Annotated in this window: 11 protein-coding genes and 1 tRNA gene; 10 read left to right on the top strand and 2 right to left on the bottom strand. The window is 73.6% G+C overall.

What is annotated here, in order from left to right:
* Positions 1–8: 8 nt before the first annotated feature.
* Genes FPV26_RS01940 through FPV26_RS01920 form a run of 5 tightly spaced genes read left to right on the top strand, consistent with a single transcriptional unit; the run spans position 9 to position 5,370 of the window.
* The gene (locus FPV26_RS01940) at positions 9–1,547 is read left to right on the top strand and encodes a 4Fe-4S dicluster domain-containing protein (protein ID WP_147651946.1); all 1,539 of its coding nucleotides are present in this window, start codon (positions 9–11) and stop codon (positions 1,545–1,547) included.
* Positions 1,547–2,059, top strand: coding sequence for a FixH family protein (locus FPV26_RS01935; protein ID WP_147651944.1), 513 nt, complete (start codon positions 1,547–1,549; stop codon positions 2,057–2,059). Before FPV26_RS01940 ends, FPV26_RS01935 begins: the two co-directional genes overlap by 1 nt.
* On the top strand, positions 2,056–4,479 hold the full coding sequence (locus FPV26_RS01930; RefSeq protein ID WP_246109178.1) for a heavy metal translocating P-type ATPase: 2,424 nt from the start codon (positions 2,056–2,058) through the stop codon (positions 4,477–4,479). The genes FPV26_RS01935 and FPV26_RS01930 overlap by 4 nt, the downstream gene beginning before the upstream one ends.
* Positions 4,476–4,658 carry a cbb3-type cytochrome oxidase assembly protein CcoS gene (gene ccoS / locus FPV26_RS01925; protein WP_147651942.1) on the top strand — a complete coding sequence of 61 codons (183 nt, stop codon included), beginning with the start codon at positions 4,476–4,478 and terminating at the stop codon, positions 4,656–4,658. The genes FPV26_RS01930 and ccoS overlap by 4 nt, the downstream gene beginning before the upstream one ends.
* Entirely contained in the window at positions 4,648–5,370 is a 723-nt protein-coding gene (locus FPV26_RS01920) for a sulfite exporter TauE/SafE family protein (RefSeq protein WP_147651940.1), read from the top strand. The genes ccoS and FPV26_RS01920 overlap by 11 nt, the downstream gene beginning before the upstream one ends.
* Positions 5,371–5,388: 18 nt before the next feature.
* Here the strand turns inward: FPV26_RS01920 and fnr are convergent, their stop codons facing one another.
* Positions 5,389–6,150 (bottom strand): fumarate/nitrate reduction transcriptional regulator Fnr, encoded by a 762-nt coding sequence (fnr, locus tag FPV26_RS01915; protein ID WP_147651938.1) that lies wholly within the window; start codon positions 6,148–6,150, stop codon positions 5,389–5,391.
* Positions 6,151–6,246: 96 nt separating this feature from the next.
* Here fnr and FPV26_RS01910 point away from each other — a divergent pair.
* The 5 genes from FPV26_RS01910 (at position 6,247) to FPV26_RS01890 (ending at position 11,089) form a co-directional block, all read left to right on the top strand.
* A tRNA-Arg gene (locus FPV26_RS01910) sits at positions 6,247–6,323 on the top strand.
* Positions 6,324–6,378: 55 nt separating this feature from the next.
* A complete protein-coding gene (gene amaB / locus FPV26_RS01905; RefSeq protein WP_147651936.1) occupies positions 6,379–7,911 on the top strand; it encodes an L-piperidine-6-carboxylate dehydrogenase in 1,533 nt (510 codons plus the stop codon).
* Positions 7,912–7,920: 9 nt separating this feature from the next.
* Complete coding sequence (locus FPV26_RS01900) at positions 7,921–8,979, top strand: quinone-dependent dihydroorotate dehydrogenase (RefSeq protein WP_147651934.1); 1,059 nt, start codon at positions 7,921–7,923, stop codon at positions 8,977–8,979.
* Entirely contained in the window at positions 8,972–10,108 is a 1,137-nt protein-coding gene (gene murB, locus FPV26_RS01895; protein WP_147651932.1) for a UDP-N-acetylmuramate dehydrogenase, read from the top strand. The genes FPV26_RS01900 and murB overlap by 8 nt, the downstream gene beginning before the upstream one ends.
* Before the next feature lie 81 nt (positions 10,109–10,189).
* Positions 10,190–11,089 (top strand): DMT family transporter, encoded by a 900-nt coding sequence (locus tag FPV26_RS01890; protein WP_147651930.1) that lies wholly within the window; start codon positions 10,190–10,192, stop codon positions 11,087–11,089.
* A 75-nt stretch (positions 11,090–11,164) separates the two neighbouring features.
* On the opposite strand, the gene FPV26_RS01885 is transcribed toward FPV26_RS01890, so the two are convergent.
* Positions 11,165–12,106, bottom strand: a complete 942-nt coding sequence (locus tag FPV26_RS01885) for a YadA-like family protein (RefSeq protein ID WP_147651928.1) — start codon at positions 12,104–12,106, stop codon at positions 11,165–11,167.
* Between the last annotated feature and the right edge of the window lie 42 nt (positions 12,107–12,148).

Below are 12,148 nucleotides of genomic sequence, written 5' to 3'. Positions count from 1 at the left end.
AACCTCCCGTGAGCAAGCGGATTGACATCGCCCTGGCGGACGACGCCTCCGGCTCCTACTACGTCAGCGAAGCCAAGGTCTATCCGCGCGAGGTGCACGGCATCTTCGACCGCCTGCGCCGGCTGGCGGTGGTGTGGCTGCTGGGCATGTTCTACCTGTTCCCGTGGCTGCGCTGGGACGGGCGCCAGGCGGTGCTGTTCGACCTGCCGGCGCGCAAGTTCCACGTGTTCGGCCTGACCTTCTGGCCGCAGGATTTCCCGCTGCTGGCGCTGCTGCTGATCATCGCCGGCGTGGCCCTGTTCTTCTTCACCGCGCTGGCCGGCCGGCTGTGGTGCGGCTACGCCTGCCCGCAGACGGTGTGGACCGAGGTGTTCCTGTGGATGGAACGCTGGACCGAGGGCGACCGCAACGCGCGGATGAAGCTCGACGCCGCGCCGTGGAGCGCGCACAAGCTGCTGCGCAAGGGCGCCAAGCACACGCTGTGGGCGGCGTTCGCGCTGTGGACCGGCTTCACCTTCGTCGGCTTCTTCACCCCGATCACCGACCTCGGCGCGCGCCTGGTGCCGTTCCGGTGGGGCGGCTGGGAGACGTTCTGGACCCTGTTCTACGGCTTCGCCACCTGGGGCAACGCCGGCTTCCTGCGCGAGCAGGTGTGCAAGTACATGTGCCCGTACGCGCGCTTCCAGAGCGCGATGTTCGACCGCGACACCCTGCTGATCGCCTACGACCCGATGCGCGGCGAGCCGCGCGGCCCGCGCAAGCGCGGCCTGCCGAGCGTGCTCGAGCGCGCGCGCGGCCTGCTCGACAAGGCCACCGCCTACGACTACGTGTTCCGCACCACCCAGCACCCGACCGCGGCCGACAACCGGGTGCAGGCCAAGGGCACCATCACCTTCGACCGGCGCGAGGCCGAGCCGCTGCCGAAGTTCGCGCCCGAGGAACTGGGCGACTGCATTGACTGCACCATCTGCGTGCAGGTCTGCCCCACCGGCATTGATATCCGCAACGGCCTGCAGTACGAGTGCATCGCCTGCGGCGCGTGCATAGATGCCTGCGACGAGGTGATGGGCAAGCTCGGCTACCCGAAGGGCCTGATCCGCTACACCACCCAGCACGCGCTCGACGGCCAGCGCACGCGGGTGCTGCGGCCGCGGGTGCTGATCTACGGCACCCTGCTGCTGGCGCTGCTGGCGGCGTTCGTCGCCGGCGTGGCCCTGCGCAGCCCGCTGATCGCCGAGGCGCTGCGCGACCGCAACGCGCTGTACCGCGAGACCGCCGCCGGGATCGAGAACGGCTACTCGCTCAAGCTGGTCAACAAGACCGAGCGCGCGCAGCGCTACGCGATCGCGCTGCGCGGCGAGGTGCCGGGGCTGGCGCTGCTCGCCCCGGCGCAGGTCGAGGTGCCCGCCGGCGAGGTGCTGAGCCTGCCGCTGACGGTGCGCGCACCGGAAGGCGTGCGCGGCCGGCACGCCATCGTCTTCGACGTGCGCGCGGTGGACGGCTCCGCGCACGAGGCCGTTCCCAGCACCTTCTTCGGGCCGATGTGATGGACACCCCGCGCACCGACTCCCGCCCCGCCTGGCGCGAGCCCATGGTCTGGCTGCTGTGCGCGCTGCCGCTGGCCGCGGTGGTGGCCGGCATCGCCATGGTGTTCGTCGCCGGCGGCGCCGGCAGCACCGACGCGGTGGCCGAGCCGGTGCGCCGCACCGCGCAGGTGCAGGTCGCCGATCTCGGTCCCGACGCGCAGGCCGCGCGCCTGGGCCTGCGCGCGGTGGTGCGCCATGCCGCCACGTTCGTCGAGGTGTTGCCGGCCGGTGGCACGTTCGACCGCGACCGGCCGCTGCGGCTGGCCTTGCGCCACCCGACCCGTGCGGCGCTGGACCGCGACCTGACCCTGGCGCCCACCGCCCTGGGCTGGCGCGCGCAGGTCGCGTTCGATGTCGGCCACGCCTGGAACCTCGAACTGACCGCACCCGATGGGCGCTGGCGCCTGTACGGCCGGCTGCCGGCCGGGCAGCACGCGGCGCTGGTGCGTCCGGCGCTGGGGGACGACCCGTGACTGCCGCCGCGCCCGCCCTCGCCCCTGCCACGACGCACGCCATCGGCGCGGGGCAAGGGGTGGACGCGGGCTGCTTCCACTGCGGCGAACCACTGTCCGCCGCGCCGGTGCGCCTGCGCCTGGACGCTGCAGAACGCGCGTTCTGCTGCACCGGCTGCGCCGCCGCCGCGCAGTGGATCCGCGACGCCGCGCTGGAGGACTACTACCGCCTGCGCCAGGCGCATGGCGCGCGGGTGGAGGCCGAGGGCGAAGACCTCGCGTTGTGGGACCGCCCCGAAGTGCTGGCCGAACACGCGCGCACGGTGGACGGCGGCCGCGAGATCACCCTGCTCGCCGACGGCATGCGCTGCGCGGCCTGCGCCTGGCTGATCGACCGCGCGCTGAGCCGCGAGCCGGGCGTGCGCGAAGTGGCCGCGAACGCGGTCACCGGCCGCGTGCGGCTGGTGTGGGATCCGGCGCGCACGCCGCTGTCGGCGCCGCTGCGCCGGCTGCTCGCGCTCGGCTACCGGCCGTGCCTGGCCGCCGGCGAAGCGCAGGAACGCGCGCGGCGCAGCGAACGCAACCGCTGGCTGCTGCGCCTGGGCGTGGCCGGCCTGGGCGCGATGCAGGCGATGATGTTCGCCGAGGCGCTGTACCTCGACACCGCCGGCACCATGGCCACGGCCACGCGCGATTTCCTGCGCTGGTTCACCTTCCTCGCCTCCACGCCGGTGGTGTTCTACGCCGGCTGGCCGTTCCTGGCCGGGATGGCGCGCGAACTGCGCGAGCGCCGCTTCAGCATGGACACGCTGATCGCCGCCTCGACCCTGCTCGCGTACCTGGCCAGCGTGGTCGAGACCGTGCGCGGCGGGCCGCACGTCTGGTACGACGCGGCGGTGATGTTCGTGTTCCTGCTGCTGGCCGCGCGCATGCTCGAGCAGCGGGTGCGCGCGCTGGCCAGCGCGCGGGTGGACGCGCTGGCGCGCGCGCGGCCCGCGTTCGCGGTGCGCGAGCGCGGCGACGGCACCCGCGAATGGGTCTCGCCCGGCCTGCTCGAACCCGGCGACGTGGTGGCCGTGGCCGCCGGCGCGCCCGCGCCCGCCGACGGCGTGCTGCTCGACGCCGCGGCCGAGTTCGAGGAATCGCTGCTCACCGGCGAGCCGCACGCGGTGCGCAAGGCGCCGGGCGAGCCGGTGTACGCCGGCACCTTCTGCCGCACCCGGCCGGCGCGCGTGCGCGTGACCGCGGCGGGCGCGGCCACCCGGCTGTCGGAACTGGCGCGGCTGGTCGAGCGCGCGCAGGAGGAGCGCCCGCAACTGGCCCGGGCCGCCGACCGCATCGCCGCGCGCTTCGTGCCCGCGCTGCTGCTGGCCGCGCTCGGCGTGTGGCTCGGCTGGCGCCTGACGGCGCCCGAGCGTGCGTTCGAGGTCACGCTCGCGCTGCTGGTGATCAGCTGCCCGTGCGCGCTGTCGCTGGCGGTGCCGGCGGCGCTGGCCGCGGCGCAGGGCACGCTGGCCCGGCTCGGCCTGCTCCCGCTCGGCGCCGGCGCGCTGGAACGGCTGGGGCGGGTGACCGACGTCGTGTTCGACAAGACCGGCACGCTCAGCGACGGCAGCCCGGAACTGGTGGAAGCCACGCCGTTCGGGGATCTCGACCGCGCCGGCGCGCTGCGCATCGCCGCCGCGCTCGAGCGCGACAGCGGGCATCCGCTCGCGGCGGCGTTCGCCCGCGCCGACGCGGCTTCCGCGAGCGAGGTCGTGCTCCACCCCGCCCAGGGCCTGGAAGGCGTGGTGGACGGCCGGCACTGGCGCATCGGCCGGGCCGGCTTCGCCGCCGGCGGCGTGGACGACGGCGCGCTCTGGCTCGGCGACGGCCACCGCGCGCACGCCCGTTTCGTCATCGCCGAACGCGGGCGCGAGGACGCCGCCGCCGCGCTCGCGCAACTGCGCGCGCAAGGGCTCACCCTGCACCTGGCCAGCGGCGATGCGCCGGCGCCGGTGGCGCGGTTCGCCGACACGCTCGGCATCGGCCACGTGCGCACCCGGCAGACGCCGGAGGACAAGCTGGCCTACGTGGCGGCGCTGCAGCGCGAGGGGCGCGTGGTGATGATGGTCGGCGACGGCCTCAACGACGCGCCGGTGCTGGCCGGCGCCGACGTCTCGGTCGCGATCGGCGACGGCGCCGCGCTGGCCCGGCGCGCGGCCGACTTCGTCCTGGTCTCGCCCTCGCTGCTGCGCATTCCGGCGGCGGTCGCGCTGGCCCGGCGCACGCGCCGGATCGTGCGCCAGAACTTCGCCTGGGCGATCGGCTACAACGTGGTCGCGCTGCCGCTGGCCGCGGCCGGCCTGGTGACGCCGTGGCTGGCCGCGCTCGGCATGGCCCTGTCCTCGCTCACCGTCACCCTCAACGCGCTGCGCCTGGCGCGGGAGCCGCGCGCATGAGCATCCTGCTGCTGCTCATCCCCCTGAGCGTGATGCTGCTGGCGGTGGCGATCGGCGCCTTCGCCTGGGCGGTGCGCGGCGGCCAGTTCGAGGAACTGGACACGCCCGCGCTCGACATCCTGGTGGACGACGACGGCCCCGCGCCGCGGCCCGCGGAGGGAGCGCCCGATGCCGGTTGACCTGCTGGTGCTCGCGGCCGCGCTGCTCAGCGGCCTGCTCGGCGGCGCGCACTGCGCGGCGATGTGCGGCGGCATCGCCACCTCGCTGTCGGTGCGCCAGCGCGGCGGCTGGTGGGTCGCGCTGCAGCCGAATCTCGGCCGCGTGCTCGGCTACGTGCTGGCCGGTGCCGTGGTGGGCGGCCTGGGCGCGGGGCTGCTGGGGGTGGTGCGGGTGCCCTGGCTGGCCACGGCGGTGCGCGCCGCGGTCGGTCTGGTCCTGGTCGTGACCGCGCTGCGCCTGCTCGACCGCGGCGGCCGGCTCGGCTTCCTGGCCCGCCCCGGGCAGCGCCTGTGGCAGTGGCTGCGCCCCCTGCAGCGCCCTCTGCTCCCCGCCGACAGCGCCGGCCGCCGGGTCGCGCTCGGCCTGCTGTGGGGCTGGATGCCCTGCGGCCTGAGCACCACGCTCCTGGCGGCGGCCTGGCTGCAGGCCAGCACCCTGCACGGGGCATTGACCATGGCCGCGTTCGGCCTGGGCACCCTGCCGGTGATGCTGCCGCTGACCTGGGCCGGCGCGCGCCTGGGCCAGCGCCTGCAGCGCAGCGGCTGGCGCACGGCCGGGGCCTGGCTGGTGCTGGCCTCGGGCCTGGTCACCCTGGCCGGGCCGTGGCTGTGGCACGCCCCGGTCCTGCACGGCGCGCTGGCCGCGCTCGGCTGCCGCAGCCTGCCGGTGTGAGCGCCCGCCGGCGCCGGGTCAGGCGCGCCCGCGCCGCCGCGGTTCGTCGGTCTCGGGCGCGTGCGCGAGCCGGTTCAGCTCGGCCATGTCGAGGATCTCGACCCGCCGCCCGGTCACCGCGATCACCCCGTCCTCCTGCAGGCGGGTGAAGCCGCGGCTCACCGTCTCCAGTGCCAGGCCCAGGTAGCGGGCGATGTCCTCGCGGCTCATCGGCAGCCGGAACTGGGTGCCGGACTGGCCGAGATGGCGGAAACGCTCGGAAAGCCCGTGCAGGAACGCGGCGATGCGCTCGCCGGCCTGGCGCCGCTGCAACACGGCCATGTGGTCCTGGTCGCGGCCCACGCTCTGCCCGATCACGCGCAGCAGCTGCTGCTGCAGCCCCGGCACCTGCGCGGCCACGGACGAGAGCTGGTCGAACGGCACCTCGCACACGTTGGCCGTGGTCAGCGCGATCGCCTCGCAGCGGTGCTGGTCCGCGGCCAGCGCGTCCAGGCCGATCAGCTCGCCGGGCAGGTGGAAACCGAGCACCTGCTCCTCGCCCTCTTCCGTGATCGTCACGGTCTTGAACGCCCCGTCGCGGGCCACGTACACCGCGGTGAGCGGGTCGCCGATGCGGAACAGGCGGTCTCCGGCCGTGACCGGGCGGCGGCGGCGGACGATGTCGTCCAGCCGTTGCAGTTCGTCCGCCCCGATCCCGGCCGGCAGGCACAGCTGCTGCAGGGAGCAGTGTGCGCAGCCGCGGCGCAGGCGGTTGAGGTCCAGCACGTTGGGTTCGGCCATCGCGCATATCTTCGCACGAACCGCGCCCGGCTCCGGCCAAACCGGGACATGCCGCCCCGCCGGGCGCGTCGTTCATGCGAAAATCTCCCCCTGTCTGGCCTCGTAGCTCAGTTGGATAGAGCGTCCCCCTCCTAAGGGGAAGGTCGCACGTTCGAATCGTGTCGGGGCCGCCATCACGGCCAGGAGCGAGTGCACTCGCTCCTGGCCCTTCGCCATTCAGGAGCCCTCATGACCCACCCCGTCCTCACCGCCCTCGGCCTGTCGGCCACCGAATCCGGCACCTACCTCGGCCACGGCGAGTGGTCGAAGACCACCGATGCCGGCGTGCTCGAACCGGTGAACCCGACCAACGGTGAGGTGCTGGCGCGGGTGCATGCGTCCTCGCAGGCCGACTACGAGACCATCGTCGAGCGCGCCCAGGCCGCGTTCCGGGTCTGGCGCATGACCCCGGCGCCGAAGCGCGGCGAGGCGATCCGCCTGTGCGCCGAGTCGCTGCGCACGCACAAGGACGCGCTCGGCTCGCTGGTCGCGCTGGAGATGGGCAAGTCCAAGCCGGAAGGCGACGGCGAGGTGCAGGAGATGATCGACATCGGCGACTTCGCCGTCGGCCTCTCGCGCCAGCTCTACGGCCTGAGCATGCACTCCGAGCGCCCCGGCCACCGCATGTACGAGCAGTGGCATCCGCTGGGCCTGGTCGGGATCATCTCGGCGTTCAACTTCCCGGTCGCGGTCTGGGCCTGGAACTCGTTCATCGCCGCGGTCTGCGGCGACATCTCGATCTGGAAGCCCTCGCCCAAGACCCCGCTCTCGGCGATCGCGGCGATGCGGATCTGCAACGAGGCGCTGCGCAAGGGCGGCTTCCCCGACCTGTTCTTCCTGTTCAACGACGCCGGCACCGAGCTGGCGCAGACCTTCGTGGACGACCGCCGGATCCCGCTGATCAGCTTCACCGGCTCGACCAGGGTCGGCCGCATCGTCGGCGAGCGCGTGGCGCGGCGCCTGGGCCGCTCGCTGCTCGAGCTCGGCGGCAACAACGCGATCATCGTGGACCCGAGCGCGGACCTGAAGCTCGCGATCCCCGCGATCGTGTTCGGCGCGGTCGGCACCGCCGGCCAGCGCTGCACCACCACCCGCCGCCTGTTCGTGCACGAGTCCATCTACGACGAGGTGCTGGCCAGGCTGGTCGCGGCGTACAAGCAGGTCGAGCAGCGCATCGGCGACCCCACCGACCCGAAGAACCTGATGGGCCCGCTCAACAGCCGCGACGGCGTGCAGGCCTACCTGGACGCGATCGAACGCGCCAGGCAGCTCGGCGGCAAGGTCGAGACCGGCGGCGCCGCGCTCGACCGCCCGGGCAACTTCGTCCTGCCGACCATCGTCACCGGCCTGTCCAACGATGCCGACATCGTGCAGCACGAAACCTTCGCCCCGATCCTGTACGTGATGAAGTACAGCCGGCTCGAGGACGCGATCGAGATGCAGAACGCGGTCCCGCAGGGCCTGTCCTCGGCGATCTTCACCCAGAACCTGAAGGCCTCCGAGCTGTTCCTGTCCGCGGCCGGCTCCGACTGCGGCATCGCCAACGTCAACATCGGCACCTCCGGCGCCGAGATCGGCGGCGCGTTCGGCGGCGAGAAGGAAACCGGCGGCGGCCGGGAATCGGGCTCGGATGCGTGGAAGGCGTACATGCGCCGCCAGACCAACACCATCAACTGGTCCGATGCGTTGCCGCTGGCCCAGGGCATCAAGTTCGAGCTGTAAGCGGCCCGGATGTACGGCCTCGCCCGCCCGCTCCTGTTCGGCCTGGACCCCGAGCGCGCGCACGAGCTCGCGCTCGAGGCGCTCGAGGCCGCCTGGCGCTGCGGGCTCAACCCGCTGCTGGCGCGGCGCCCCGCGCCGCTGCCCACGCGCGCGTTCGGCCTGACCTTCCCGAACCCGGTGGGCCTGGCCGCGGGGCTGGACAAGAACGGCGCCCACGTGGACGCGCTGCTCGGGCTCGGCTTCGGCTTCGTCGAGGTCGGCACGGTCACGCCGCGGCCGCAGCCGGGCAACCCCAGGCCGCGCCTGTTCCGCCTCCCCGAGCACCGGGCGATCATCAACCGGCTCGGCTTCAACAATGCCGGCGTGGATGCGCTGGTGCGCAACGTCGAGCGCGCGCGCCGCAAGGGCGGCCTGCTCGGCATCAACATCGGCAAGAACAAGGACACGCCGAACGAAACCGCGGAGCAGGACTACCTGTTCTGCCTGGAACGCGTATACCCGCTCGCCGACTACGTCACCGTCAACATCTCCTCGCCCAACACCGCCGGCCTGCGCGAGCTGCAGGAGGAACAGGCCCTGCGCCGGCTGGTCGGCACCCTGCGCGAGGCGCAGGAGCGGCTCGGCGCGCGCCACGGCAAGCGCGTGCAGATGCTGGTCAAGATCGCGCCGGACCTGTCCGACGACGACATTGACGCCGCCGGGCGGGTGCTGAGCGACCTGGCGGTGGACGGGGTGATCGCCACCAACACCACCGTCTCGCGCATCGCGGTGCAGGGCGCGCGCCACGCCGACGAACAGGGCGGGCTCTCGGGCGCGCCGCTCATGGGCAAGGCCACCGCGGTGCTGCGCCGGTTGCGCACGCGGCTGCCCGAGTCCATCCCGATGATCGGCGTGGGCGGGATCCTCTCCGGCGCCGACGCCGCGGCCAAGATGGCTGCCGGCGCGACCCTGGTGCAGACCTACACCGGGCTGGTCTATCGCGGCCCGGCGCTGATCGCCGAATGCGTGGACGCGATGCGCCGGCGCAAGGAGGCACCGAGCCGGGGGCACCTGCCGCCGCATGACTGAGCCCTTCCGCATCGTCGAGAACGCCCGCCTCGACGGCCGCAACACCTTCGGCGTGGCGGCGCGCGCGCCGATGCTGGTCGAGGTGCGCGACAACGCTGTGCTGCCGGAGCTGTTCGGCTACTCGATGCTGCGCGACGGCCCGGTGCTGGTGCTGGGCGGCGGCAGCAACCTGCTGTTCGCCGCCGATCCCGAGGGCGTGGTGCTCGCGCTCGGCAGCCAGAGGATCGAGCTGCTGGCGGACGACGGCGAACGCAGCATCGTGCGCGCCGACGCCGGCGTGGAATGGCATGCGCTGGTGCTGTGGACGCTCGGCCGCGGCTGCGCCGGGCTGGAGAACCTGGCCCTGATCCCCGGCACCGTCGGCGCGGCGCCGATCCAGAACATCGGCGCCTACGGCGTGGAGGTGTGCGAGCGCATCCACGCGGTCGAGGCCTGGGACCGCCAGGCGCACGCGCTGCGCCGCCTGCGCGCCGACGAATGCGCCTTCGCCTACCGCGACAGCCTGTTCAAGCGCGAACCGGACCGCTACGTGGTCACCGCGGTGGAGTTCGCACTGCCGCACCATGCCCCGTTGAAGCTCGACTACGCCGGCATCCGCGAGGAGCTCGCGGCGATGGGCGTGGACACGCCGCGCGCCTCGCAGGTGGCCGAAGCCGTGTGCCGGATCCGGCGCCGCAAGCTGCCCGACCCGGCGGTGATCGGCAACGCCGGCAGCTTCTTCAAGAATCCGATCGTGCCCGCCGCGCTCGCCGAGGCACTGCAACGCGAACACCCGCGCCTGCCGGTGTTCCCGGTCGCGCCCTTCCCCGCCGATGCTGCCGCGAAAATGGGGTCAGGGTCCCATTGCATCACCAGCGATGCGGCATCCCGCCGACCGGACGGGAAACGGGATCCTGACCCCTGTTTCGTCAAACTCTCCGCCGCCTGGCTGATCGACCAGTGCGGCTGGAAGGGCCACCGCGACGGCGACGCCGGCGTGGCCGACTCGCACGCGCTGGTGCTGGTCAACCACGGTCACGCCACCGGCGCGCAACTGCTCGCGCTGGCGCGCAGGATCGCGGCCTCGGTGCAGGAGCGGTTCGGCGTGGCGCTGGAGCCGGAGCCGCGGATCGTGGGGGCGACATGGTGAGCGCATGGCGCCGTCGCATCGCGATCCCGATCGTTCCCGGAGCGGACGCAGGGGCCGGATGAAGGACCGGAGCACGAGCCGATGACGACCCACCTGCGCGCCGCACTGCTGATGCTCGGCAGCACCGTGTTCTTCGGCCTGATGGCGGTGGCGATCCGGCTCGCGTCCGACACCCTGCACACCTTCGAAATCGCGTTCTTCCGCAACCTGTTCGGCCTGCTCGCGGCGCTGCCGCTGCTGCTGCACCACGGCCCGTCGCTGCTGCGCACCACCCAGCTGCCGCGCTACTTCGTGCGCTGCGTGATCGGCGTGCTGTCCATGTTCGCCGGCTTCTGGGCGATCGGGCACCTGCCGCTGGCGCAGGCGGTCGCGCTGTCCTACTCCACGCCGATCTTCGTCACCATCGCCGCGGTGCTGTTCCTGCACGAGCAGGTGCGCGCGCGGCGCTGGGCGGCGGTGGGCGTGGGCTTCGTCGGCGTGCTGGTGATCGTGCGCCCGGGCACGGAAGGGTTCAGCGCCGGCACCCTGGTGGCGATCGCGGCCGCGCTGCTCAGCGGCATCGTCTCGATCCAGATCAAGCAGCTCTCGCGCACCGAGCCGGCCGACCGGATCGTGCTCCTGACCACGCTGCTGTGGGTGCCGCTCTCGCTGCTGCCCGCGCTGGCGGTGTGGGAATGGCCGCGCGGCATCGCCTGGCTGTGGGTCGCCGCCGCCGGCACGCTCGGCACCGGCGGGCACATGCTGTGGACGCGCGCGCTCAAGCTCGGCGACGTCTCCGCGCTGACCCCGATCAGCTTCATGCAGCTGCCGATCGTGGCCCTGTCCGGCTGGCTGCTGTTCGCCGAACCGCTCGACCGCTGGACCGCGCTCGGCGCGGCGATCATCTTCTCCGCCAACGCCTACATCGCCCACCGCGAGGCGCAACTCGCGCGCCGGCGCGCGACCGCGGCGCCGGTGGAGGCCGCCAAGCCGGGCGAGTGACGGCCGCGGGGATGCGACCCGCACACGACAGGCCCCGGGCGTCGCCACCCGGGGCCTGCACGATGACGGCACCGCTCAGAGATCCACGCCGAAGCCGATGCCGCCCGAGGTCTCCGAGCCGCTGAACGCGGCGCCGATGCTCAGCGAGAGGTTCTCGTTGATGCGGCGGCCGTAGCCCACCGACAGCGCCGATTCGCCGTTCTGGAAGCCCGCGCCGACCGCCAGGCGTCCGCGCCCCGGCTTGGCGTAGGCGCTGTTGACCGCCATCTGCATCATCGCCGCGGACATCGCGCCGTTGCGGTCGATGCGGCGGTCGGTGCTGCGGAAGCGGTCGTCCATCACCGTGTACACACCGGCGAACCCGGCCTGCATCTGGCCCAGGTTGACGGCATCGGTCGCGGCCGTGCCGGCCGCCACGTTGGTGATCTGGCGCTCGGCGCCCGTGCTGCCCACCGACACCGAGTTGGCGCGGTTGGCCACCGAGCCCGCGCCCAGCGCCACGCTGTTGCCGGCACTGGCCGAGGCATTGGCGCCGATCGCGGTGCTGTTGGCGGCGCTGGCGACGCTGTTGTAGCCGTGCGCGGTGCTGGACGTGCCGCTGGCGACACTGAAGCTGCCCACGGCAGTGCCGTTGGAGCCGGAGGCGAGGCTGCCGGCGCCATGGGCGGTGCTGTACGCGCCGCGCGCTTCCGCCGCCACGCCGGTCGCCGTGGCGCCCTCGCCGCTGGCGAGGCTGCCGCTGCCGAAAGCGCTGGCGCCGAATCGGGTGGCGCGGCTGCCCTGGCCGACCGCGGTGCTCTGGTCGCCCGAGGCCTCGCTGCCGTCGCCGACGGCGACGCTGCCGGTGCCGCTGGCCGTGGCGCCGCGGCCACACGCGGTGGCGCCGCTGCCGCTGGCAACCGCGCCGCCGGTGGTCTCGTCGTCGAGGATGCAGGCGTCGCCCGCGCGGACAGGCAGCGCGGCCGTCAGCGCGATCAACAGCGCGGCCGCGAGGGTGGTGCGATGGAACTTGTTCATGAGACTCCTCCGTGATGGGTGAGGACGCGCCTTGCGGGCGCG

Origin of the sequence: Vulcaniibacterium gelatinicum, assembly GCF_008033445.1 — a bacterium.
Lineage (GTDB): Bacteria > Pseudomonadota > Gammaproteobacteria > Xanthomonadales > Xanthomonadaceae > Vulcaniibacterium_B > Vulcaniibacterium_B gelatinicum.
Note: the sequence above shows the minus strand (reverse complement) of the source record. Positions and strands in the feature narration are given on the sequence as shown.